Origin of the sequence: Methylobacterium sp. DB0501 (assembly GCF_011043735.1) — a bacterium.
Classification (GTDB): Bacteria; Pseudomonadota; Alphaproteobacteria; order Rhizobiales; family Beijerinckiaceae; genus Methylobacterium; species Methylobacterium alsaeris.
The window spans coordinates 90194-114803 of the sequence record NZ_JAAKGV010000013.1 but is presented as its reverse complement, the minus strand read 5'-3'; the positions used below and the strand labels follow the sequence as shown (position 1 = coordinate 114803).

21 protein-coding genes are annotated in these 24610 nt (G+C 70.7%); 13 read left to right on the top strand and 8 right to left on the bottom strand.

The features are described 5' to 3' along the window. Positions 1-10: 10 nt before the first annotated feature. From G4G93_RS35990 to G4G93_RS19595, 5 genes are all read right to left on the bottom strand, one after another. A complete protein-coding gene (locus G4G93_RS35990) occupies positions 11-1090 on the bottom strand; it encodes a GNAT family N-acetyltransferase (protein WP_246736888.1) in 1080 nt (359 codons plus the stop codon). Next, complete coding sequence (locus G4G93_RS19610) at positions 1090-1635, bottom strand: phage tail protein (RefSeq protein ID WP_165086522.1); 546 nt, start codon at positions 1633-1635, stop codon at positions 1090-1092. The genes G4G93_RS35990 and G4G93_RS19610 overlap by 1 nt, the downstream gene beginning before the upstream one ends. A 220-nt stretch (positions 1636-1855) precedes the next feature. Then, a complete protein-coding gene (locus G4G93_RS19605) occupies positions 1856-2374 on the bottom strand; it encodes a phage tail protein (RefSeq protein WP_246736902.1) in 519 nt (172 codons plus the stop codon). Between the two features lie 281 nt (positions 2375-2655). Continuing rightward, complete coding sequence (locus G4G93_RS19600) at positions 2656-3201, bottom strand: phage tail protein (RefSeq protein WP_165086520.1); 546 nt, start codon at positions 3199-3201, stop codon at positions 2656-2658. A 504-nt stretch (positions 3202-3705) separates the two neighbouring features. Beyond that, the gene (locus tag G4G93_RS19595) at positions 3706-4251 is read right to left on the bottom strand and encodes a phage tail protein (protein WP_165086519.1); all 546 of its coding nucleotides are present in this window, start codon (positions 4249-4251) and stop codon (positions 3706-3708) included. A 1243-nt stretch (positions 4252-5494) separates the two neighbouring features. Between G4G93_RS19595 and G4G93_RS19590 the strand changes: the two genes are divergently transcribed. From G4G93_RS19590 to G4G93_RS19580, 3 genes are all read left to right on the top strand, one after another. Beyond that, entirely contained in the window at positions 5495-8137 is a 2643-nt protein-coding gene (locus G4G93_RS19590; protein WP_312892128.1) for a Hint domain-containing protein, read from the top strand. Between the two features lie 265 nt (positions 8138-8402). Next, a complete protein-coding gene (locus G4G93_RS19585) occupies positions 8403-11411 on the top strand; it encodes an FkbM family methyltransferase (RefSeq protein ID WP_165086517.1) in 3009 nt (1002 codons plus the stop codon). 40 nt (positions 11412-11451) lie between these two features. After that, complete coding sequence (locus G4G93_RS19580) at positions 11452-12126, top strand: hypothetical protein (protein WP_165086515.1); 675 nt, start codon at positions 11452-11454, stop codon at positions 12124-12126. A 263-nt stretch (positions 12127-12389) separates the two neighbouring features. Here G4G93_RS19580 and G4G93_RS19575 read toward each other — a convergent pair whose 3' ends face one another. From G4G93_RS19575 to crtD, 3 genes are read right to left on the bottom strand one after another with little or no spacing between them, the layout of a single operon-like run. Further along, positions 12390-12917 (bottom strand): phosphate-starvation-inducible PsiE family protein, encoded by a 528-nt coding sequence (locus G4G93_RS19575; protein ID WP_165086513.1) that lies wholly within the window; start codon positions 12915-12917, stop codon positions 12390-12392. Between the two features lie 49 nt (positions 12918-12966). Beyond that, on the bottom strand, positions 12967-13860 hold the full coding sequence (locus G4G93_RS19570) for a carotenoid 1,2-hydratase (RefSeq protein ID WP_165086511.1): 894 nt from the start codon (positions 13858-13860) through the stop codon (positions 12967-12969). Positions 13861-13862: 2 nt separating this feature from the next. Further along, positions 13863-15359 (bottom strand): 1-hydroxycarotenoid 3,4-desaturase CrtD, encoded by a 1497-nt coding sequence (crtD, locus tag G4G93_RS19565; RefSeq protein WP_165086509.1) that lies wholly within the window; start codon positions 15357-15359, stop codon positions 13863-13865. A 98-nt stretch (positions 15360-15457) separates the two neighbouring features. On the opposite strand from crtD, the gene G4G93_RS19560 reads away from it, so the two are divergent. The 10 genes from G4G93_RS19560 to pufL all read left to right on the top strand — a co-directional run bounded on the left by G4G93_RS19560 (position 15458) and on the right by pufL (position 24584). After that, positions 15458-16330: a polyprenyl synthetase family protein gene (locus tag G4G93_RS19560; protein ID WP_165086612.1), complete on the top strand. Its 873-nt coding sequence runs from the start codon at positions 15458-15460 to the stop codon at positions 16328-16330. A gap of 200 nt (positions 16331-16530) precedes the next feature. Next, the gene (locus G4G93_RS19555; protein ID WP_165086508.1) at positions 16531-17685 is read left to right on the top strand and encodes a methyltransferase; all 1155 of its coding nucleotides are present in this window, start codon (positions 16531-16533) and stop codon (positions 17683-17685) included. Positions 17686-17800: 115 nt separating this feature from the next. Next, the gene (gene bchC / locus G4G93_RS19550) at positions 17801-18736 is read left to right on the top strand and encodes a chlorophyll synthesis pathway protein BchC (RefSeq protein WP_165086506.1); all 936 of its coding nucleotides are present in this window, start codon (positions 17801-17803) and stop codon (positions 18734-18736) included. Next, positions 18733-19734: a chlorophyllide a reductase iron protein subunit X gene (locus tag G4G93_RS19545; protein ID WP_165086505.1), complete on the top strand. Its 1002-nt coding sequence runs from the start codon at positions 18733-18735 to the stop codon at positions 19732-19734. The genes bchC and G4G93_RS19545 overlap by 4 nt, the downstream gene beginning before the upstream one ends. 2 nt (positions 19735-19736) lie before the next feature. After that, positions 19737-21284, top strand: a complete 1548-nt coding sequence (gene bchY / locus G4G93_RS19540) for a chlorophyllide a reductase subunit Y (protein WP_165086504.1) — start codon at positions 19737-19739, stop codon at positions 21282-21284. Beyond that, positions 21284-22747: a chlorophyllide a reductase subunit Z gene (bchZ, locus tag G4G93_RS19535; RefSeq protein ID WP_165086502.1), complete on the top strand. Its 1464-nt coding sequence runs from the start codon at positions 21284-21286 to the stop codon at positions 22745-22747. The genes bchY and bchZ overlap by 1 nt, the downstream gene beginning before the upstream one ends. 93 nt (positions 22748-22840) lie before the next feature. Then, positions 22841-23050 carry a hypothetical protein gene (locus G4G93_RS19530; protein WP_165086500.1) on the top strand — a complete coding sequence of 70 codons (210 nt, stop codon included), beginning with the start codon at positions 22841-22843 and terminating at the stop codon, positions 23048-23050. A 162-nt stretch (positions 23051-23212) separates the two neighbouring features. Next, complete coding sequence (pufB, locus tag G4G93_RS19525) at positions 23213-23443, top strand: light-harvesting antenna LH1, beta subunit (protein WP_165086498.1); 231 nt, start codon at positions 23213-23215, stop codon at positions 23441-23443. 16 nt (positions 23444-23459) lie between these two features. Then, positions 23460-23639: a light-harvesting antenna LH1, alpha subunit gene (gene pufA, locus G4G93_RS19520; protein WP_165086610.1), complete on the top strand. Its 180-nt coding sequence runs from the start codon at positions 23460-23462 to the stop codon at positions 23637-23639. Between the two features lie 120 nt (positions 23640-23759). Next, positions 23760-24584 carry a photosynthetic reaction center subunit L gene (pufL, locus tag G4G93_RS19515; protein WP_165086497.1) on the top strand — a complete coding sequence of 275 codons (825 nt, stop codon included), beginning with the start codon at positions 23760-23762 and terminating at the stop codon, positions 24582-24584. Positions 24585-24610 lie beyond the last annotated feature (26 nt).

Below are 24610 nucleotides of genomic sequence, written 5' to 3'. Positions count from 1 at the left end.
TCCGGGCCGGTCATGCGGCGTCCTCCATCGCGGTCGCGAACAGGGCCGAGAGCGCGGGCGTGACCTGGGCGTCGAGGACGAGGTGCACCCGCTCCCCCGGCCCCGGATTCTCGACCGCGTGCAGATCGGACAGGCGCAGGTACCAGCAGGTGCCCGCCGCCATCGGGACGCGCCGGCCGTTCAGGCGGAACGCGACGCCGTCATGGGTGATCACCGGCACGTGCAGGCGCACCGCCCCGTCCTCGAAGCTGAGCTCGGGGTCGCGGTGCTCCTTGATCCGCGAGCCCGGCCCGAGGCGCATCAGCCGCACCGAGAGGAGGGGGCTGCCGAACTGCGCCAGGGCGGCCCGGATCGCCGGACAGGCGTCCAGGAACGGCGTGTCGACGTAGTCGCGCGCCGCGGGGTCGGACTGGATCATCATGATCGGATGCCGCGCGTCGGCCGGGGCGCGCAGCGGGATCACGCTCCAGTCGCCGTCGTAGTTGCGGCGCACGAAGTGGTCGATCCAGGCGCCCCCGGCGAGGGCCGCGCAGTCCGCCGCCATCGCGGCGGCGTCGAAGGCGAGCGGCAGGCGCAGGGCGTCCGGCACCGCGGCGGCGTCGAGGCGCGGACGCCAGACCATCGGCAGGGTGACGCCGTCGCCCCCGGTGACGAAGCGGAAGCCGAGGCGCCGGTAGAGCCGCTGCGCCGCCTCGTTCTCCGCCCGGACCGAGAGCCGCACCGGCAGGCCCGCCGCCTCCGCCTCGCCGATCACGGCGGCGATCAGGCCCGAGCCGATCCCGCGGCCGCGATGCTCGGGCAGGAGCGCGAGGTCGACCAGGGCGATGGCCTCCGGGCCGACCGCCGTGACGATCCGCCCGAGCGGGACGCCGTCGCGCTCGACGATGTCGAAGCGCCCCCCCGGATGGGCCGCCTGGTGGCCGGCATCCTGCGCGGCGCATTGCTGGCGCAGCAGCAGGTCCGTGAGGGCCGGGTCGAACCCGGCGAAAAGCCCGTCCTGCGCGGTCTGGAGCAGCCGGAGGCGGAGATCCGCATCCGCCGCGTCTTCCGGCCGGCGCAGGGTTGCCGGCCTCTCCTGGGGCGCCTCCATCAGTTTCGTGCCGGAGTGAGGCCGTTCACGCAGATGATGTAGTTCATGACCAGATAGGGCTGGAGGTTCGCATGGGGCGCCGAGGCGCCGGCCGTCGACATGGTGTTCGGGCTCAAACGCACCGCCCCGGCCACGATGGTCGGGACGTAGCTCGGAGCGGTCGGCTGCGTCGAGGAGGTGTCGACCGTTTGCGCCAGGAATGCGTTGGACGGGTCGGAGAGGGTGCCGGGCGTGTTCACCGCCGTGATGGCGTGAGTGTGCGACGGCATCTGCACCTGGGTCAGGGTCATGGTCTCGACCCCGCCGGTCGCGCCGATCGGATAGGTCGAGAGGCCGATCCCCTGACCCTGGCCGACCGGCACCCGACTGCGCAGGTCGGGCAATTTGAACGTTTGCACGCCGTCGCCGCCATATTTGGTGCCGAGGATGGCGAAAAGGGCATGGTAGGCTTGGATCTGCATGGTTTGCCCGAAGCAGAATGCCCAGTCCATCGGTGCCCAGGCGCCGGCAAACATAATGATCTGTCCGACATACGCATCAGCCATGGTCGGTGTCTCCTCCAGGTGTCGTTCATCGTCGCGCGTGGATGGCGGATGGCCCGGTGGAGCGCCGCGCCGATGGCAGGTCGGTCGCTCAGGATTTTCGTCGCGCGCATCCTCGACGAGGGGCGCCGCGCGTCACCGCCCCCGGAGCCGCTGCGGGGTGCCCGCGGGCGCAGGACCACCCGCCTCAGCCCAGGCGTCCGGTGCCCTGAGTGCGGCACCGTCAGTTCCGCATCGGATAATAGCCGTTCACGCAGATGATGTAGTTCAGGACCAGGAAGGGCTGAAGATTCAGGTGGGGCGCCGAGGCACCGGCCGCCGACACGGCGTAAGGGTTCAGGGTGACCGCCCCCGTCGCGGCGGACGGGGCGTAGCTCGGAGCGTTCGGCTGTATCCCGGACGGATCGGCCGTCTGCGCCAGGAAGGCGTTGGACGGGTTGGAGAGGGTACCGAGCACGTTCATCGCCGTGATGTCGTGGGTGTGCGACGGCATCTGGTCCGAGGACAGGGCCACGGTCTCGACCCCGCCCGTCGCCCCCATCGCGTAGGCCGAGAGGCCGGTCCCCTGGCCCTGGCCGACCGGCACCCGGCTGCGCAGGTCGGGCAATTTGAACGTTTGCACGCCGTCGCCGCCATATTTGGTGCCGATGATGGAGTAGAGGGCTGGATTGTCTTGGATGTGCATGGTTTGTCCAGCACAGAATGCCCAGTCTTTCGGGGCCCAGTCGCCGCCATACAGCATGATCTGTCCGATAAACGCTTCAGCCATGGTCGGTGTCTCCTCCAGATGTCGGTCATGCTCGCGCAGGGATAGCCGGGAACTCCAGGAGCGTTCGGCGATCAGGACGAGCGGGGCGATGGGTGAGGGGATCTCTCGGGCGTCTCGTCGCGCCCGCCCTCGACGAGGCGCGTCGCGCGGCATGCCGCCGGAGCTGTCGTCGGCCCGTGCAGGCGGAGGCGCGCGCGGATCCGCCCGGGCGCCCGGCCGCCGCAGCGCGGTCGGCGTCCCTCGGAGCGGCGTCGTCAATTCCGCCCGGGATAGAGGCCGTTCACGCAGATGATGTAGTTCAAGGCCAGGTAAGGCGGCATGTTCGTGTGGGGCGCCGAGGCGCCGGCCGTCGATACGCTGCCCTGATTCAGCGGCACCTTCCCGGTCGTGGCGCTCGGGACGTAGCTCGGCGTGTTGGGATTCATCCCGGAGGGATCGGCCGTCTGCGCCAGGAAGGCGTCGGTCGGGTCGGCCTGGGTGCCGAGCGTGTTCATCGCCGTGATGGCGTGGGTGTGCGACGGCATCTGGTCCGCGAGCAGGGTCACGGTCTCGACGCCACCCGTAGCGCCGATCGCATATGCCCCTAGACCCTCTCCCTGGCCGATGCCGACCGGCACACGGCTTCGCAGGTCGGGCAGGCCGAACGTCTCCCTCCCGTCGCCGCCAAAGCGGATGCCGAGGATGGTGTAGAGGGCAGGGTGATCATGTATCTTCATGATCTTGCCATCGCACAAAGCCCAGTTTTCCGGCGCCCAGTTGCCGCCGAACAAGATAATCTGGCCGACATACGCATCGGACATCGTTCGTTTCTCCCCGTATGGCCAGTCTTGCAGGCAGTCGGCCGACGCGCGGACGACGACGTCCCGCGTCGAAGATCGCCCGATCGATAAGAGGTAAGATCAACGAGAGCGTCATCGGCAGCGAAGTGTGATTCGCCGCGGCGATCGAGGCGTATCATGTGGAGCGACCCAAGATCAATCCTGGTGGAAAGGCTTGATATCGTGTCGTATCTTGTGGGGTCGGACGGAAAATGGTACGAATCAGGGTTGGCATGCGCTGTGGACCCTTCGATAGATCTGCTGCCGCATCAAGGGGGTCTTCCGTGAAAGCCGCCCAATCGGTTCCGAGATCGGCGAAGCGCGGGATCCCCTCTCCCGCACGTCGCAGCGATCCCCGGCAAGCCCGGAATCACCTGGAGACGGGAGGCGCGCTCCGGCTCGCTCCGGGCGATCGAGCGGACACCGTGCGAGCCGCGACCGCCCCTTTCCGTCCAGGACCGCGGCCGGTCCCCCGGGGCGGCGCCGTCAGTTCCGCTGCGGGTAGAGGCCTTGCGTGCAGATGATGTAGTTCAGGGCCTGGTACGGCTGCATGTTCGTATGGGGTGACGAGCCGCCGGCCGCGGTGATGCAGGCCGGGTTCATCGTCACGCCGTGGGTTCCGAGGCTCGCGACGTAGCTCGCGACCGAAGTGCCCATTCCACTGGTATCCGCCGGTTGCGCCAGATAGGCGTTGGCCGGGTTGGCGAGGTCGCCGACGGTGTTCGCGGCGGCCTGCGTGTGGACGTGCGCCGGCATCTGCGCCTGGGTCAGGGTCACGGCCTCGACACCGCCGGTCGCCCCGAGCCGGTAGCCCGAGAGGCCCGGCGACTGACCGGCACCGACCGGCACCCGGCTGCGCAGGTCCGGCAGCGCGAAGGTGAGCTTGCCGTCGCCACCGTAGCTGGTGCCGATCACGGCGTAGAGGGCATTGTACTGGCGGATCTGCAGCATCTGTCCGGCGCAATACATCCAGTTGGCCGGTTCGTAGGGGCCGGCGAACAGGATGATTTGACCGAGGTACGCTTCTGACATGGTATGGTTCTCCTGAATTTTGTGACATCAATATTGTATGGAATCCCCGTATATAAAAATACGCCGTGGCGCCTCGCGTGAGTCAACGTCGAGGCAATACGAAGCAGATATTGATCTATGCCGATCGTTGATTCGCCTCGGCGGATGATGATCTATCATGCAGAACGTGCAGTGATCAATCCTGCCGAGCGAGCATGAATCTTTGAAGGCCTATGGCGAGCGACCTGGGGGCGACTACGGAGAGAAACTGTTTTTCATCCTTCTTCCTCGGGCACACTGGCGTGTGGTGGTGCGTGTGCCTCGCGTGTAGCTCGACGTCCGTCAGCCTGTTGCTGACAGATGTTGCGGCATCGGTGTCGCTGTACGCTTCAATTCGCGGCGTGCCAGATCCGCAATGGGCAATCTGTTAGTTGTATTCTTAGGAATAAAAGTTGCATCAATACCTGTGATATCTCGGTCCTGCGACCCAATAAAGATAATTATATTCGTTGAATACCGGCAAATTTCCATTTGGTTATCGTGGGATCTATAAAATAATATTTCTCTATTTATTTATTTGTACATCATAAAATTACTTCTTAAAAAATTAGTATTTACAAAGTATTAGGACAAACTTATTTGTATAAGCTACAAAATAGCAAAGAATTAGTTTTCAAAAAATACTCGTATAATACTTGTGGAGATTATAAAGGTTGCCGAATTGCAACGTCTGGACGGTAAACTTCGAATTTCGTCGCGTTTGAGCGCTAACGTCCGAGGCTGCGTCGGAATTTCTCTCGACTCGCCTTGGTCGTTTGAGGCATGTCTACGAATGACCTGCGCAATTCCCGCGTTCCAGACCATTACAAAATAATAGGACAGTTACATGGCATACGGAACGATCATAATAAAAGGAAATTACACTCTTAGCACGAGCGCTTCGGCTTCTGTCCAATTTTATATTGGAAATACAGTATTTAATTCTAGTACGTTCATTGGCAATATGCTGAATGCGCGGGAGGCTTATGATCCCACAAATGGACCGGGAAATAATTGGATTTATAGCTTGACGGCCAGTGTCGACACATCGAATACAACCTTCAGTTTATTATTGGGAACCACTGCAACTGTTTCAAATTTTTCAGGTACTATCTATAACGCAAGCGGACAGCCCTACACATTTGCGTCGAACGGGTCGACTGGGACGAATCTAAACTATAGCAACAGCACGGTAACCAGCAATCCTCGATTTACTTGGAGCAATGTGGCCGTCACCACGCCGTCGGGCGCCACCGGTCCGACCGGGCCCCAGGGCGCCCAGGGCGTGACCGGTGCGACCGGTGACACGGGCGCGACCGGCATCCAGGGCGCCACCGGCGTGCAGGGCGCGACGGGTGCACAGGGCGTGACCGGTGCCCAGGGCGTCACCGGTGCGCAAGGCGAGACGGGCGTCCAGGGTACGCAGGGCGTCCAGGGTGCGACGGGCGCGCAGGGCGTAACTGGTGCCCAGGGCGTCACCGGCGTGCAGGGCGCCACGGGTGTCCAGGGTGCGCAGGGCGTCCAGGGCGCGACGGGTGCGCAGGGTGTCACCGGTGCCCAGGGCGCGACGGGCGTCCAGGGCGCCACCGGCGTGCAGGGCGCGCAGGGCGTGACCGGCGCCCAGGGTGTCACCGGTGCCCAGGGCGCGACGGGCGTCCAGGGCGCCACCGGCGTGCAGGGTGCGACGGGTGCGCAGGGCGCGACGGGTGCGCAGGGTGTCACCGGTGCCCAGGGCGCGACGGGCGTCCAGGGCGCCACCGGCGTGCAGGGTGCGACGGGTGCGCAGGGCGTGACCGGCGCCCAGGGCGTGACGGGTGTGCAGGGCGTCACCGGCGTGCAGGGGGCGACCGGCGCGCAGGGTGTCACCGGTGCCCAGGGGGTGACGGGTGCGCAGGGCGCAACCGGCGTCCAGGGAGCCACGGGCATCCAGGGTGCGACGGGTGCCCAGGGCGTGACCGGCGCCCAGGGTGTCACCGGTGCGCAAGGCGCGACGGGCGTCCAGGGTGCGCAGGGCATCCAGGGCGCGACGGGCGTGCAGGGCGTGACCGGCGCTCAGGGCACCACCGGTGCCCAGGGTGCGACGGGCGCGCAGGGTGCCACCGGCGCCCAGGGGGCGCAGGGCGCGACCGGCTCACAAGGCGCGACGGGTGCGCAGGGCGCCACCGGTGCCCAGGGTGTCACCGGCTCGCAGGGTGAGCAGGGCGTGACGGGTTCCCAGGGCACCACCGGCGCCCAAGGCGTGACGGGCGCGCAGGGCGTCACCGGCGTGCAGGGCGCGCAGGGTGTCACCGGTGCCCAGGGCGTGACCGGTGCGCAGGGTGCCACGGGCGTCCAGGGTGCGCAGGGCATCCAGGGCGCGCAAGGTCCGCAGGGCGTCACCGGGGTTACGGGCGCGCAGGGTGTCACCGGTGCCCAGGGCGTCACCGGTGCGCAAGGCGCGACCGGGGTCCAGGGTGCCGCTGGGGACACGGGCGCGCAGGGTGTCACTGGTGCCCAGGGTGTGACGGGTGCGCAGGGCGCGACCGGGGTCCAGGGTGCCGCCGGGGACACGGGCGCGCAGGGTGTCACCGGTGCCCAGGGCGTGACGGGTGCGCAGGGCGCGACCGGGGTCCAGGGTGCCGCTGGGGACACGGGCGCGCAGGGTGTCACTGGTGCCCAGGGCGTGACGGGTGCGCAGGGCGCCACCGGGGTCCAGGGTGCCGCCGGGGACACGGGCGCGCAGGGTGTCACCGGTGCCCAGGGCGTGACGGGCGCGCAGGGTGCCACCGGTGCCCAGGGTGCGACTGGCTCGCAAGGCGCGACCGGGGTTCAGGGTGCCGCCGGGGACACGGGCGCGCAGGGTGTCACCGGTGCCCAGGGTGCGACTGGCTCGCAAGGCGCGACCGGGGTTCAGGGTGCCACCGGCGACAAGGGCGCGACGGGAGCGCAGGGTGCCACCGGTGCCCAGGGTGCGACTGGCTCGCAAGGCGCGACCGGGGTCCAGGGTGCCACCGGTGCCCAGGGCGCGACGGGTTCCCAGGGGGCCACCGGCCTTCAGGGCACGACCGGCGCCACGGGCCCGACCGGCTCGCAGGGCGCGACGGGCGCCACCGGGCCGACCGGCTCGGGCCCGACCGGTGCTCAAGGTGCGACCGGCTCGCAGGGCGTGACCGGCGCCACGGGGCCGACCGGTCCCGACGGCGCGACGGGCGCCACCGGCCCGACAGGGCCGACCGGTCCCGAAGGCGCCACCGGTGCCACCGGCCCGGTCATCTGCTTCGCGTCCGGAACGATGATCCTGACGCCGGAGGGTGAACGTCCGGTCGAGGCCCTGCGGCCCGGCGATGCCGTCGTCACCGCCGCCGGGGAGACGGTCTCCGTCCGCTGGGTCGGTCACCGCCACCTCGACCTGCGGCGTCATCCGCAGCCCGAGCGGGCCCGGCCGGTCCGGATCGCCGCCCACGCCTTCGGCCCCGGCCTGCCGCACCGCGCGCTCGTCGTCTCACCCGGCCACGCGCTCTTCGTCGAGGGCGTGCTGATCCCCGCCGGGGTGCTGGTCAACGGCACGTCGGTGGTGCAGCTCGCCCTGCCGGAGGTCGTCTACCACCACGTCGAGCTGCCGGTGCACGACGTGCTGGTCGCCGACGGGATGCCGGCGGAGAGCTACCTCGATTGCGGCAACCGCGGCACCTTCGAGAACCACGACGGCCCGGTCACCCTGCATCCGGATCTGGTGGCCTCGGCGCTGAACCTGGAACTGGCCTGCGCGCCGGTCGTCCTCCACGGCCCGGTCGTCGAGCGGGTGCGCGAACGCCTCGCCGCACGGACGGTGCTCCCGGCGACCGGGGACCGGCGCTCGCTCCTCGCGCGGCTCCTGCGGCGGGCGTGAGCCGCACCGGCCTCTTGGTCGGCCTCGCGGCTGGACCTCGATCGTGATACCGGCCCGCGGCGCCCCGTCAGGAGTGCCGCGGGCCTTGCGCCGTAAGGAACCGGGCCCAGCCCGGCGGATCGATTCGTCATTACCTCAAGTTTCATCATAAAATCTCAGGTGAGGGGTTGGATCTCGTTCCCGCTCGGACATCCTGCCGGTCGCATGGAAGAGGACGGATCCGCTTCCGCGCCCCGGACGGCCCGCCCCCTCGACAGGACCTCGCATGACCCCGTCCGGCCAGACCCTCTGCCTCGCGATGATCGTCAAGAACGAGGCGGCGGTGATCCGCCGGTGCCTCGATTCGGTGCGCCCAATCATCGATCACTGGATCGTCGTCGATACCGGCTCCACCGACGGGACCCAGGACCTGGTGCGGGCGGCTCTCGCCGACCTGCCGGGGCAGCTGGTCGAGCGTCCCTGGGTCGATTTCGCCCATAACCGGTCCGAGGCCCTGGCGCTGGCGCGTCCGCACGGCACCTACACCCTGATCATCGACGCCGACGACGAGCTGCTCCTGCCCCCGGGCTACGTCCTGCTCGACCTGGATGCGGATTCCTACGAGATCGCCATCGCGGATATCGGGCTCAGCTACCGGCGGACCCAGCTGGTGCGCAGCGCCCTGCCGTGGCGCTACCGCGGGGTGCTGCACGAATTCATCGAGTGCCCGGAGCCGAGCCGGGGCGCGCCCCTCGACCTGACCATGCGGCGCAACCACGACGGCGCCCGCCGCCGCGACGGCGAGACCTACCGGCGCGACGCCGCGGTCCTGGAGGCCGCCCTGGCGACGGAGACGGACCCGTTCTTCGTCGCCCGCTACACCTTCTACCTCGCCCAGAGCTACCGCGATTGCGGCGCGTACGAGCAGGCGGTCGCCGCCTATCTGCGGCGGGCGGATCTGGGCTACTGGCAGGAGGAAGTCTACGTCGCCCTCGTCGCCGCCGCCCGGCTGATGGCCGACCTCGGGCGGCCGCTGGACGACACCCTGGCGGTCTACCGCCGGGCCATGGCCCTCGTGCCCCACCGGGCCGAGGCGTACCACTATGCCAGCCGCACCTGCCGCCTCGCCGAGCGCTACGAGGAGGGCTTCCGCCTCGCCGAGCCGGCCCTGTCCCTCGTTCCTCCGGCCGGCGCGCTGTTCATCGAGCCCTGGATCTACGCCTACGGCCTGCGGGACGAGTACGCCGTCAACGCTTACTGGGCCGGCCATTACCGGCACTGCGTCGCGGCCTGCCTCGACCTGCTGGCCTCCCCCGCGGCGCCGGAGGCCGAGCGCTCGCGCTACGCGGCCAATGCCCGCTTCGCCCTCGAGAGGCTGCCGGTTCCACCGCGCCCGCTCGCCTTCCTGCCCACGGCGCGCTCCGGACTGGCGCCGAGCCCTTTGCCGACCCTCTTGCCGGACGGCCGGCCGACGACCCGGCCGGGCCCTTCGCCGACCGGCCTGTCCCGCACCGGGACCTGGGAGCCGGCGCGGCCGCAGGGCGGCACGGAGCTGATGGCCGAGGGGCTGGTCGCGCGCCTCGGCGTGGGCTTGGGTCCCATCGACCTGCAGCTCAACGGCTACGACCCGGCTCGCGCCGACCCGCGCCCGCTGGTGATCTGGATCCATCACGCCGTCGACCAGCCGGCGGTGGCCTGGCTGCGCGACGCCGCCCGGGTCGCCCGCGTGGCGCGCTTCGTCTTCGTGTCGGAGTGGCAGCGGGCGCAGTTCCTGGCGACCTTCGGCCTGCCGCCGGAGCGCTGCGTCGTGCGGCGCAACGCCACCGACGTGCCGGCGCGCGACCGGGGCCCGGGCCGCCGCGCGCCACTCAAGGTCGCCTATACCAGCACGCCCTTCCGCGGGCTCGCGGTGCTGCTGGAGGCCTGGGCGCAGGCCGCGCCCCGGGACGCGGAGCTCCACATCTGGTCGTCGCACAAGCTCTACGGCCCGGGCGCCGACGACGCGCCCTACGCGGACCTCTACGCCCGCGCAGGCTCGCTGCCGAACGTCCATTACCACGGGCTCCTGCCCAACGCGGAGCTGCGCGCGGCCTTGGCCGACATCGACATCCTGGCCTACCCGAACACCTTCGCGGAGACCTCGTGCCTCGCCGTCATCGAGGCGATGGCCGCCGGCTGCCGGATCCTCTGCCCGAGCCACGGGGCGCTGCCGGAGACGACCGCGGGCTTCGCCCGCCTCTATCCCCACGTCGCCGATCCGGCGGAGCACGCCCGCACCTTCGCCGGCCTCCTCGCCGAGGAGATCGCCGATCCGTGGCAGGGGCAGCCGGAGCGCGCCGCCGCCCAGCAGGCCTATTGCCGCCACACCTACGACTGGCGCGTGCGCGTGCCGGAATGGCGCGCCCTGATCGACGAACTGACGGCGCCAGCGCTTCCTGCCCAGGCGGCACCCGCCCGCCGTTTCACCCCAACCTTCCGGCGGGTCGAGGCGCGGCACGGCACCTTCACGGTCGTCGCGCAGGACTTCATCGGGCAGACGATCGAGCGGACCGGCGAGTGGGAGCCGCATCTGTGCGACCTCGCCGGCCTCGTCCTCGACGAGACGGCGAACGTCGTCGATCTCGGCGCCAATCTCGGCTACCACACGGTCCGCCTCGCCGGCCTGGTGCCGCGGGGCTCGGTCCACGCCTTCGAGCCGCTGAGCCTGTGCTACTCGCAGCTGCAGCAGAACCTGCTCGCGAACCGGTGCGACCATGTCCGCACCTACAAGATGGCCGTCACCGACCGCTCCGGCGACACGATCGAGATGGAGCCGCTGGAGGCGACCCTGACGGCGGGCGGCGCGATCAATCTCGGCCATACCGGCATCGGCCAGGCCGGCGCCGGTCAGGGAGGTGATCTGGCGTTCACGGTCCGGCTCGACGACCTGCCCCTGCCGCCGATCGCCTTCATCAAGATGGACATCCAGGGCGCGGAGGCGAAGGCGCTCGCCGGCATGCGGGACCTCCTCGCGCGGGACCGCCCGGTGCTGTTCGTCGAGATCGAGGAGGAGCACCTGCGCCGGCACGGATCGAGCTCGAAGGCGGTGATCGAGCATCTGCTCGGCCTCGGCTACAGCCTGCTGCGGATCCGCAACGACTGGCCGACCGACCACCTGGCGATCCCCAACGAGCGGACCGACCTGATCGCGCGCTGCCGCGAGCAGACGCCGTACGCCACTGACTGGATCGCCGGCACGCGGGTCGAGCTGCACTTCGAGTCGCCGTACTACTACGCGTCCGTCGTCGCGTCGTGAGACGGGGCGCCCGCATCCCGCTGCGCGCACCGGGGACGCCGTGACGGTCTCCCCGGACTACCGCCTCATCGCGCGCTCGGGCCTGTTCGACCCCAACCACTACCTGCTCGAATCGCCCGACGTGGTCGCGGATGGCTGCGATCCCCTGGAGCATTTCTGCCGGTTCGGCGCCCGCGAGGGCCGCCGCCCGAACCTCTACTTCGATCCGGGCTGGTACGCGTCGCTGTATCTCGGCGGGAACCCGGACGGCGTGAACCCGGTCTGCCACTACCTGCGGACCGGCGAGCGGCAGGGGTTTCGGCCGGTTCCGTATTTCGAGCCGGCCTGGTACGCCCGGACCTACGCCTTGCGCCCCGGCACCTCGCCCTTGCGCCACTACCTGGAGCACCGTCGCAGCCAGCGATACGCGCCCAATTCCCGGTTCGACCTCGCCCACTACCTGGCGTGCTACGGCGCCGAGATCGGGGCGAACCGGGACGCCTTCGCGCATCTCCTGCGCCACGGGGCGCGGCGCGACCTCGACAGCGGGGCGGCGTTCGACGCCGCGGCCTACCGCGTACGCCACGGTCTGTCGCGCAGGCCCGCCTCGCCGCTCGTGGCGGACCAGGAGGCCTGCAACCCCCTGGTCCATTCCCTCGCGCAGCAGGCCCGCGAGGAATTCGACCGCCGGTCGCCCCGGCGGCGTCCGCCCTGGTGGCGGTGGTTCTCGCGCTGAGGCGCGGGAGCCGTCGCCTCAATAAGGTTTCGGCTTCATCAGCGAGCCGCGGCTCGCCACGACCGCCACGGCGATCCAGGGACAGACGAAAACCAGGAAGAACAGCAAGCCCATCGCGAGCCTCCTATTTCTGCGTGTCGCGTGAACCCCATCAATGCCGCGCGGCCGGCGGGGGTTGCATGACGGTCTTCCGCGGGTTCACGAAACCCGATCGATTGCTTCCGGCGATCCTGTCGGACCGCTTTCGCAATGCGGATTTCGTATCACTCCTCCCCCGCCGGCGCGTCGGTATCCTTCGCGCGGTGGAGCAGGAAGATCGACACCACCATCACCAGGATCAGCCCGGCCAGCACCCCGAGCTCGATCATCGAGGCGCGGAACAGCGCCTCCTTCTGCGGGCTCCAGTCGGTGGCGTGCATCTGCTCGGCGGTCTGGAGCGTCAGCACCAGGACGCGCCGGATCGAGGCGATCAGCCCGACGATCAGGAACGGCTCGCAGGTCAGCCTGCCGGAGCGCATCGACACCCGCACCGTGTGCAGGATCTCGACCAGCATCAGCAGGAACAGGAGCCGGTCGACCACGTCGAGGAGCTGCGAGGCGCCGCCGACCGACAGGATCGCCTTCCCGGTCATCCCCGCCGCGTCGACCAGCGCCATCACGGCGGTGAGCGCCAGGAGCACGCCCAGCGCCGCGTAGATCGCGTGCTCGGTGTGCAGGAACACGAAGGCGGAGAGCCGCGTCAGGCGGCCGCCCTCATTCTCGGCCTTCTCCAGCTCCTTGGTCTCGACCATGCTCGTCTCCGGGGGCCTGGCAGTCGCGGATCGTTCGGGGGAGGGGGCCTCAGCGCAGATCGCGCGGCATGCGGAACGGCAGCATCGCCTGCACCAGCGGGTTCCCGAACCGGTCGAGGTCGAGCGCCTCGTGCACCGGCTGCACCGCCTCGCCGCAGATCCGCGCCGAGAGCAGCGAGCGCGAGTAGAACGGCGCGTCCTCGAACCGTCGCAGCATCGCGGCCTGCCCGTCGTCGCTGCGGGTCGCCCGCCTCAGGCGCCAGAGCGTCGGCGGCAGGGCGGCGGGGACCGGCGGCTCGATCGGCTGCGGCGTGCCGTCGGGGTCGAAGCGCAGCGACAGGTCCTGCCGGCTGCCGTCGCGGCGCAGGACGTCGTAGAGGATCGCCGCGCCGCGCTTCAGGGTCGAGCGCGACCAGGTCCAGCTCCGGAACGAGTCCTCGAGGGCGACGTCGCCGTCGTTGGTGTCGAAATAGGCGTGGCCGCTCCAGCGCAGGGACGGTCGGTCGAGCGCCACCTCGATCCGCGACGAGGGTGCGAGCGGCCACCAGCGGTGGCGCCCCTCCGCGTCGAGGGTGAAGGGGCCGGGCGTGATCCCGGAGGGCCGTACCCGGATCGTGCCGGAGAGCCGCGAGGGCAGGGGAGTCGTCACCTCGTCGACCCGGATCGTCAGCACCGTGCCGTCCCAGTGCATCGCACTCGGGCCGATCGACAGCGAGGTGGCGTCGCGGCTCACGCTGCCGCGCCGCCGCTCGGTCATCGCCCAGGCCTTGGGCTTGCCGTACAGGACGACGTTGACGGCGGAATGGTCGATCGGGTCCTTGTGCCGGCTCCAGGCGTAGTAGGGCGAGAACACGCTGCCGAGGAAGGCGATGACGGTGATCCCGTGCTGCCCGTCGTCGCTCACCCCGTCGACGTACCACCAGGCATAGCCGCCGGCGGGCACGTTCAGGTCGAACCGAGGTCCAGCAAGACGCTCGCGGCCGCCAGCCGGCCCGATTGCGCCGCCATCGGCACGCCCGGCCCCGGATGGACGCTCCCCCCCGCGAGGTAGAGGCCCGGCAGCCGCGTCCGCGCCCCCGGCCGGCGGAACGACGCCATCCAGCCGTGCGAGGCTCGGCCGTACAGTGCCCCGCCCGTCGCCGGAAAAAGCCGCTCGAACTCCGCCGGCCCCGTGACCGTTCGCGCCGCCTCCGAGATCGTCAGGCCGCAGGCGGCGAGCCGCCGGCTCATCGTGTCGTGACATCGGGCGATCTCCCCAGGGTTCAGGGCGGCGCCGGAGGCCGGCGCGTTGACGAGGCAGAGCAGGGCTTCGGGAGCGAGGCTGTCCCGGGAATTCGCCGGCACGCCGTCGTCGCCCCGGTCCTGCGCGCAGACATAGACGGTGGGGTCCCGCGGCAGGCGGCCGTGACGGGCGATGTCGGCGAACTCGGCCGCGTAGTCGCCCGAGAAGAAGACGTTGTGGCGCACGAGGTCGAATCCCTCGGGGACGCCCGCCACCGCGAAGGTCACCGCCGAGAGCGAGCGCTCGCCCGCCGGCATCCGCTCGACAGTCCGGGCGGCCTCCCGCCCGAACAGCCCGTCGGCCAGAGCCGCCGCGTCGGCATTGGCCACCACCCGGGTCGCCGGCAGGTGCTCGCCGGTCTCGAGGCGCACGCCGGCGACGCGCCCGCCCTCGACCAGGATGTCGGTCACGGCGGTGCCGTAGCGAAGCTCCGCCCCGTGCTCGCCGGCGAGGTCGGCGACGGCTGCGGCGAGCCGCGACAGCCCGCCCGCCACGGTCCAGACGCCGTCGAGTTCGACATGCGCCACCAGCATCAGGGTCGCCGGCGCCGCGAAGGGCGAGGAGCCGCAATAGGTGGCGTAGCGGCCGAAGAGCTGGCGCAGCCGCGGGTCGCGGAACTGCTCGCAGAGTGCCGTCCAGAGCGTCGTGAAGGGCTGGATGCGCATCAGCCCGCCGAGGCCCGAGGGGCCGGCCCGCAGCGCGAGGTCGACCGGGCTCGGCCGCTGGCCGCGGATGAACGGCCCCTCCAGGGTGCGGTAGATCTCGGCCGCCCGGGCGCGGAAGCGCCGGAACCCCTCCGCCTCCCGCGGGCCGGCGAACTCCGCGATCGCCGCCTCGGAGCGGGCCGGGTCGGCGAACAGGTCGAGGCGCTCGGTCGTGCTCCAGGCGTGGCGGGCCAGCACCGCGGCGGGGGTGAGGGAGACGCGCTCGCCGAGATCGGCGCCGCACTCCGAAAAGATCTCCTCGAAGACCCACCGCATGGTGAAGACCGTCGGGCCGGCCTCGACTTGGCGAGGACCGGCCCGGACCCGGCGCATCTTGCCGCCCGGCGCGGCCTCCTTCTCGACCAGGGTCACCGGCAGCCCCCGGGCGGCGAGCGTCAGCGCCGCGACGAGCCCGCCGATCCCCGCCCCGATCACGACCGCCCGCTCCTGCGCCACGCCGTTGATCTCCTGCCGCGATAGTGTCAATCTAAGTTGACGTTCTGGAATGTTCAAACGAAATGACATTCGGGAGAAGCGCCATGGAGGGATCCCTCATGGATGACGGTCGGCGAATCGAACGGGCCCTGGACATGGCCGTGGCTTTCGCGGAGGCGCCCGGCGCGCCGCCGCTCCTCGCCGAGGCGATCCGCTACGCGGTCTTCCCGGGCGGCCACCGCATCCGCCCGCGGCTCTGCCTCGCCGTCGCCCGCGCCTGCGGCGACGACGACCCCGCCGCCTCGGACGCCGCCGCGGCGGCGATCGAGCTCCTGCACTGCGCCTCGCTGGTCCATGACGACCTGCCCTGCTTCGACGACGCGGCGGAGCGCCGGCGCAAGCCGAGCGTCCATGTCGCCTTCGGCGAGCCCCTGGCGGTGCTGACCGGCGACGCCCTGATCGTGCTCGCCTTCGAGACGCTGGCCCGCGGCGCCGCGCGCTCGCCGAACCGGCTGGCTTCGCTCGTCGGCCTCGTGGCCCGGGCGGTGGGCTCGCCCGCCGGCATCGTCGCCGGCCAGGCCTGGGAATCCGAGCCGCAGGTCGGGCTCTCGGTCTATCAGCAGGCCAAGACCGGCGCGCTCTTCGCCGCCTCCACGGTGACGGGCGCCGCCGCCGCCGGGGTCGAGCCGATGGGCTGGCGGCTGCTCGGCGAATATCTCGGCGAGGCCTACCAGGTCGCCGACGACCTGCGCGACGTCGCCTGCCGCCAGGAGGAGATCGGCAAGCCGGTGGGGCGCGACGTGACCCTCGGGCGCCCCAACGCGGCGGCCTTGCTCGGCATGGACGGGGCGCTCCGCCGCCTCTCCGACCTCGCCCACGAGGCGATGGAGGTGATCCCCGACTGCCCCGGCATCGGCGCGCTGCGCGCCGAGATCCTGGCCCAGACCCGGCTGTTCCTGCCGGAGCGGCTGGCACAGAGCCTGGTGGCTTAGGCGATGGCCGGGGAGGCCCGTGCCCGAACCCTCCCCCCTCTGCGGGGGAGGGTACCCCACGCAGTGGGGCGGGAGAGGGAAGCGCGACGGTGCCGGACGTGGCGCCCTTCAAGAAGCGCGCGACCTTTCCGGATGCGGCGTCCCCGCTCCCGGCCCCTGCCGACGCAGGCGCCACCCTCCCCCGCAGAGGGGGGAGGGGTATGAGGCCCGGTCCGCACGCCCTCCCGGCGGTCCCTGCCGCCCCGTCCTCCTGGCGCGACCGCCTCCTCGCCTGGCGCCATCGCCTGATCGCCGATCCGCGCTTCCAGCGTTTCGCCGCCGCCTTCCCGCTCACCCGGCCGGTCGCGCACCGCAATGCCCGCGCCCTGTTCGATCTCTGCGCTGGCTTCGTCTACGCGCAGGTGCTCGCCGCCTGCCTCCGCCTCGACCTGTTCCTCCTCCTCGCCGACGGCCCGATGACGACGGCGGACCTGTCCCGCCGCCTCGACCTGCCGCCGGACCGGACCCTGTGCCTCCTGCGCGCCGCCGCCTCCCTCGGGCTCCTGACGGATCGGCGCGACGGCCGCTACGCGCTGGGCGATCTCGGCGCGGCCTTGCTCGGCAACCCATCGGTCGCCGCGATGGTCGCCCACCACGCCATGCTCTACGACGACCTGCGCGATCCGGTGGCTCTCCTGCGCGGCACGGCCGGTCCGACGACGCTGTCCGGCTACTGGGCCTATGCGGGGACCGACGACCCGGCGCAGGTGGAGGAGGCGGCGGTGGCGCCCTACGGCGCGCTGATGGGCGCCTCGCAGGCGCTGGTCGCCGGCGACATCCTCGACGCCTATCCGCTCGCCCGCCACAGCCACCTTCTGGAGATCGGCGGCGGGGAGGGCGCCTTCGCGGTCGAGGCGGCGCGCCGCAGCCCGACGTTGCGCGTCACCCTGTTCGATCTGCCGCCGGTGGCGGCCCGCGCCGCGCGCCGTTTCGCGGAAGCCGGCCTCGCCGACCGTGCCGGGACCGTCGGCGGCAGTTTTCACGACGGGCTGCCGCAGGGCGCCGACCTCGCCTCCCTGGTCCGCGTGGTGCACGACCACGACGACGGGCCCGCCCTCGCCCTGATGAGGAGCGCCCGCGCAGCGCTGAAGCCCGGCGGCACGCTGCTCGTCGCCGAGCCGATGGCCGGGACCCCCGGCGCCGCGCCGATCGGCGACGCCTATTTCGGCTTCTACCTCCTCGCCATGGGCAGCGGCCGGCCGCGCAAGGCCGAAGAACTTTCCGCCATGCTGCGGGAGGCCGGCTTCGCGCGGGTGCGCGAGCACCGCACCCGGCGCCCGATGCTGGTGCGCCTGCTCGCCGCCACGACCTCGTGACCGCTCGGTCCGAGGACAAAAGTGTAAAGCAAACTTGACGCACGTCGATGTCCATCTAAGATGACTTATGCCGCATCGAGCGGCACTCATCCGCACCAGGCGGGGGCCGTACCGCATGCACGCGCAGGCCGTGATCCTCGATCGTCCCGAACGGCTCGGCCTCGCCGAACTCGCTCTCGACGCACCCGGTCCCGCCGACGCGACCGTCGAGGTCGCGTGGAGCGGCATCAGCACCGGCACCGAGCGCCTGCTGTGGTCGGGCCGGATGCCCGACTTCCCCGGCATGGGCTACCCGCTGGTGCCGGGCTACGAATCCGTCGGCCGGGTGGTCGAGGCCGGCCCCGAATCCGGCCGCCGCGTCGGAGAGACCGTGTTCGTGCCGGGCGCCCGCTGCTTCGGGCCCGTGCGGGGGCTGTTCGGCGGCGCGGCCTCGCACCTCGTCTCCGCAGGGCATCGGCTGCGGCCGATCCCCGAGTCCCTGCACGAGCGCGGCATCCTTTTGGCGCTCGCTGCCACCGCGCACCACGCCCTGGCGGGCAGCGACGCACAGGGGCGCCAGCTCATCGTCGGGCACGGCGTCCTCGGGCGGCTCCTGGCGCGCATCGCGAGGATCGACGGGCGCGATCCCGTGGTGTGGGAGCGCGACCCCGCCCGGCGCGGCGGGGCTGCCGGCTACACGGTGATCGATCCCGCCCACGACGACACGTCGTATGCCCGGATCATCGACGCGAGCGGCGATGCCGGCCTTCTCGATCGCCTGATCGCCCGGCTGACGCCCGGCGGCGAGGTGGTGCTGGCCGGCTTCTACGAGGCGCCGCTCTCCTTCGCCTTCCCGCCCGCTTTCCTGCGCGAGGCGCGCCTCCGCGTCGCGGCGCAGTGGCAGCCCGGCGACCTCGATGCCGTGGCGGCGCTCGCCGGCAGCGGCGCCCTGTCCCTCGACGGCCTCGTCACCCATCGCCGCCCGGCGGCAGAGGCGTCCGACGCCTACCGCACCGCCTTCGGCGATCCCGACTGCCTCAAGATGATCCTCGACTGGAGAGCACGGCCATGAACGCTTCGCTGAACGGCGCCGCTCTCCGGCAGGCCACGCTCCTGCGCGCCGAGGCCGCGATGCCCCCGGATCCGGTCCCGACCACGGCGACCCGCGAGACCCAGATCATCGCCATCTACGGCAAGGGCGGCATCGGCAAGAGCTTCACGCTCGCCAACCTGTCCTACATGCTGGCGCAGCAGGGCAAGCGGGTGCTGCTGATCGGCTGCGACCCGAAGAGCGACACGACCTCGCTGCTGTTCGGCGGCCGGGCCTGCCCGACGATCATCGAGACCTCGACCCGGCGCAAGCTCGCCGGCGAGTCGGTGGCGATCGGCGATGTCTGCTTCAAGCGCGACGGCGTGTTCGCCATGGAACTCGGCGGGCCGGAGGTCGGCCGCGGCTGCGGCGGGCGCGGCATCATCCACGGCTTCGAGCTGCTCGAGAAGCTCGGCTTCCACGAATGGGGTTTCGATTACGTCCTGCTCGACTTCCTGGGCGACGTGGTCTGCGGCGGCTTCGGCCTGCCGATCGCCCGCGACATGTGCCAGAAGGTCATCGTCGTCGGCTCGAACGACCTGCAATCGCTCTACGTCGCCAACAACGTCTGCTCGGCGGTGGAGTATTTCCGCAAGCTCGGCGGCAATGTCGGCGTCGGCGGCCTCGTCATCAACAAGGACGACGGCACCGGCGAGGCCCAGGCCTTCGCCGAGGCCGCCGGCATCCCGATCCTGGCCTCGATCCCGGCCGACGACGATATCCGCAGGAAGAGCGCGAACTACGAGATCATCGGCCGGCCGGACGGGCGCTGGGGCCCGCTCTTCGCCGAACTCGCCGACAATATCGGCACCGCCCTGCCGCACCGGCCGACGCCGCTCTCCCAGGACGCGCTGCTCGGACTGTTCAAGGGCGAGGCGGTCGGGCGCGGCGTGGTGCTCGACCCGGCGAGCGATGCCGACATGCGCGGCCGCCCCGTCGAGATCCGGCCTTCCCTCGAAGTCGTCTACGAGGCGGTCTGACCATGGGCGCCTCCCTCGATCTCGCGGCGCTTCGCGCTCGAACGCCCATAGAGACACCGGTCAACCTGGATGCGACGCGCCAGGACGGGCTCGGCTGCCATTCCGGCAAGGAGACGATGCGCCAGGCAGCGAAAGCCGCCGGCATGGGCGAAACCCTGGACGCCCTGAAGCGCGACTACCCGGTCGGCCCGCACGACCAGCCGCAGAGCATGTGCCCGGCCTTCGGCTCGCTCCGGGTCGGCCTGCGCATGCGCCGCACCGCCACGATCCTGTCGGGCTCGGCCTGCTGCGTCTACGGCCTCACCTTCACGTCGCATTTCTACGGCGCGCGCCGGACCGTCGGCTACGTGCCGTTCAATTCCGAGACCCTGGTCACCGGCAAGCTGTTCGAGGACATCCGCGACGCCGTCCACGCGACCGCCGATCCGGCGCTGCACGATGCCGTCGTCGTCATCAACCTCTGCGTGCCGACCGCCTCCGGCGTGCCGCTGCGGCTGCTGCCGCGGGAGATCGACGGGGTGCGGATCATCGGCATCGACGTGCCGGGCTTCGGCGTGCCGACCCATGCCGAGGCCAAGGACGTGCTCGCCGGCGCGATGCTGAAGGTCGCGCGGGCCGAGGCGGAGCAGGGCCCCGTCGCAGCGCCGCGCCAAGGCACACCGCACCAGGGCCGCGACGGGCGCCCGACCGTCGCGCTGCTGGGCGAGATGTTCCCGGCCGACCCGATGCAGATCGGCGCGCTCCTCGAACCGCTCGGTCTCGCGGCGGGCCCGGTCGTCCCGACGCGGGAATGGCGCGAGCTCTACGCGGCTTTGGACTGCACGGCGGTCGCGGCGATCCATCCGTTCTACACCGCGTCCCTGCGCGAGTTCGAGGCGGCGGGCCGCCCGGCGGTCGCCTCAGGCCCGGTCGGCCATGACGGCACCGCCGCCTGGCTCGACGCCATCGGCGAGGCCTGCGGCGTCGCGCGGTCCGCGGTCGACGCGGCCAAGAACCGATTCCTGCCGGCGATCCGCGGCGCCTTGTCCGCCAGCCCGATCCGCGGCCGGATCACGCTCAGCGGCTACGAGGGCTCGGAGCTGCTGGTCGCCCGCCTCCTCGTCGAGAGCGGCGCCGAGGTGCCTTACGTCGGCACCGCCTGCCCGCGCACGGCGATGTCGGAGGTGGACCGCGACTGGCTCGAGGCGCGGGGCTGCCGGGTGCAGTTCCGCGCCTCGCTCGAGCAGGATCTCGCGGCGGTGGAGGAGTTCGGGCCGGACCTCGCGGTCGGCACCACGCCGGTGGTGCAGAAGGCCAAGGAGCGGGCGATCCCCGCCCTCTACTTCACCAACCTGATCTCGGCCCGCCCGCTGATGGGCGTCGCCGGGGCCGGCTCGCTCGCGCAGGTCGTCAACGGCGCGATGGCGCAACGCGACCGGTTCGACGCCATGCGGTCGTTCTTCGCCGGCGTCGGCGAGGGCCACGCCGCCGGCATCTGGGAGGATGTGCCGAGGAAGCGCGCCGCCGTGAAGCGGCCCGCGCCGGAGAAACCGATCGGGGAGATGGCCTGATGCTCGTCCTCGATCACGACCGCGCCGGCGGCTACTGGGGCGCCGTGTACGTCTTCACCGCGGTGAAGGGCCTGCAAGTCGTCATCGACGGTCCGGTGGGGTGCGAGAACCTGCCGGTGACCTCGGTGCTGCACTACACCGACGCGCTGCCGCCGCACGAATTGCCGATCGTCGTCACGGGCCTCGCCGAGGAAGAGCTGGGCCGCCACGGCACGGAAGGCGCGATGCGCCGCGCCCACGCGACGCTCGATCCGGCTCAGCCCAGCGTCGTCGTCACCGGCTCGATCGCCGAGATGATCGGCGGCGGCGTCACGCCGGAGGGCACCAACCTCCAGCGCTTCCTGCCCCGCACCATCGACGAGGACCAGTGGCAGGCGGCCGACCGCGCCCTGTCGTGGCTCTGGCACGAATACGGAGCCAAGAAGGCGGCCAAGAAGGGTGTGATCCCGCCGCGGCCGGAGCGCGCCCCCGGGGTCAGGCCGCGGGTCAACCTGATCGGTCCGGCCTACGGCACCTTCAACATGCCCTCCGACCTCGCCGAGATCCGGCGCCTCGTCGAGGGCATCGGGGCCGAGGTGAACCTGGTCTTCCCGCTCGGCACCCACCTTGCCGACATCCCGCGCCTCGTCGAGGCCGACGCCAATATCTGCCTCTACCGGGAGTTCGGGCGTCTCCTCTGCGAAGCCCTCGAGCGGCCCTACCTCCAGGCGCCGATCGGCGTGCACAGCACGACGAAGTTCCTGCGCGCGCTCGGCGAGATTCTCGGGCTCGACCCCGAGCCGTTCATCGAGCGCGAGAAGCACACGACGTTGAAGCCCCTGTGGGACCTCTGGCGTTCGGTGACGCAGGACTTCTTCGCCTCGGCGAGCTTCGGCATCGTGGCGACCGACACCTATGCCCGAGGAATGCGCAACTTCCTCGAGGACGAGATGGGCCTGCCCTGCCGGTTCGCGTTCTCGCGCAAGGCCGGCGCCAAGCCCGACAACGCGGCGGTCCGCAAGGCCATCCGCGAGACGCCGCCGCTCGTCCTGTTCGGCTCCTACAACGAGCGCCTGTACCTCGCCGAGAGCGGGGGCAGGGCGGTGTTCATCCCCGCCTCCTTCCCGGGCGCGGTGGTGCGGCGCCACACCGGCACGCCCTTCATGGGCTACTCGGGCGCGACCTACCTGGTGCAGGAGGTCTGCAACGCGCTGTTCGACGCGCTCTTCCACATCCTGCCGCTGTCGCGCGACATGGACGCCGTCGAGGCGACGCCCGCCCGCGCCCGCCGCGCTCTCCCCTGGGACGACGAGGCCCGCTCGCGCCTCGACGCCTCGGTGGAGGCGAGCCCGGTCCTGGTGCGGATCTCCTTCGCCAAGCGCCTGCGCGACGCCGCCGAGCGCGAGGCGACCCGGGCCGGGTCCGAGAGCGTGACCGCCCCTTGCGTCGAGCGGGCCCGCGCCGCGCTCGCCGCGGCGGCCTGAGGGCTGCGCCGCTCCGGCGCGGCACCCGCCGCGCCGGTCTCGTTGGAATCGCTCGCGAACCTTTCGGTCGCGAGAAGGGAGGAGAGCCGAGACATGTCCCGTCCGTTCGTCACGGTTTCGCGGTCCCGTTCGGAAGCGGTCCAGTTCCGGGCCATCCTGGCGGCGACCTATCCGGTCTTCCTCGTCGCCGCCCTGCTGGAGCGCCTGCGCCCCGGCGCACCGAATGCCGGCCCCCGCCGCTCGGTCTTCGGCGAGGCGCGGGTGATGGCGCTGTCGGCGATCCCCTTCGCCTTCATGGGATAGGGCCCCTGGGGTGAGAACCCCCGGGACGAGGTCCTCGGGCCTCGCTCCCCTCGGAGCCGAGTTTCCGCCGCCGTCACGGGCGGTGGAGAGACCGCCCGTCCGTCGCGGCCGGGCAACCCCGCGCGGGAGTCCCCGCGCGGATCCGCATCCGGAGGTTCGGCAATGGCCAACGGCATGGACAAACCCAGCGTATTATCAGGACTCACCGAAGAGGAGGCGAAGGAGTTCCACGGCATCTTCGTCACCAGCTTCATCATCTTCACGGCGATCGCGGTCGTCGCGCACTTCCTCGTCTGGCTGTGGCGGCCCTGGCTGCCCGGGCCCAACGGCTACTCGGCGCTGGAGAGCGGCGTGAAGGTCGCCGCGAACAGCATCCTGCCCTTCTTCTCGTGAGGATGGAATGAACAACATGCATAAGGTCTGGCTTCTGTTCGACCCGCGCCGCACGCTGGTGGCTCTGTTCACCTTCCTGTTCGTGCTGGCCCTGCTGATCCACTTCATCCTGCTCAGCACCAACCGGTTCAACTGGCTGGAAGGCCCGGCAGCGAAGAGGGCGGAGATCGCGCAGACCCACATCCTGCCGACCTGACCGGCCGGCGGACCGGGCGCCCGTCTCCGGGTCTCTTTGCCCCGGGCACCCTCGCACCGCGGACGGGATCGGTCCCCGCCCGCGGCCACCACATTTTCGCGGACGGGGAGGGCCGCGCCCATGGCCATGCTGAATTTCGAGCGCAAATACCGGGTCCGCGGCGGCACTCTGCTCGGCGGCGACCTGTTCGATTTCTGGGTCGGGCCGTTCTATGTCGGGTTCTTCGGGGTGCTGGGGCTGTTCTTCACCCTGCTCGGCACCGGCCTGATCGTCTGGGGCGCGGCGCTCGGGCCGACCTGGAACGTCTGGCAGATCAACATCGCGCCGCCCGACCTCAAATACGGCCTGGCGCTCGCCCCCCTCCGCGAGGGCGGCCTCTGGCAGATCATCACCTTCTGCGCCGTCGGGTCGTTCTCCTGCTGGGCCCTGCGCGAGGTCGAGATCTGCCGCAAGCTCGGCATGGGCTACCACGTGCCGTTCGCCTTCTCGGTGGCGATCTTCGCCTACGTCACCCTGGTGGTGATCCGCCCGTTCCTCATGGGCGCCTGGGGCCACGGCTTCCCGTACGGGATTCTCAGCCACCTCGATTGGGTGTCGAACGTCGGCTACCAATATCTCCACTTCCACTACAACCCGGCGCACATGCTCGGCGTGACGTTCTTCTTCACGACGACCTTCGCGCTGTCGCTGCACGGCTCGCTGATCCTGTCCTCGACCAACCCGCCGAAGGGCGAGGTGGTCAAGACTCCCGAGCACGAGGACACCTTCTTCCGCGACACGATCGGCTACTCGATCGGCACGATCGGCATCCACCGGCTGGGCCTGTTCCTCGCTCTCTCGGCCGGGTTCTGGAGCGCGGTCTGCATCGTCATCAGCGGCCCGTTCTGGACCCGCGGCTGGCCCGAATGGTGGGGCTGGTGGCTGAGCCTGCCGATCTGGCGCTGAGTTCCACACGCGTTCGAGAACAACCC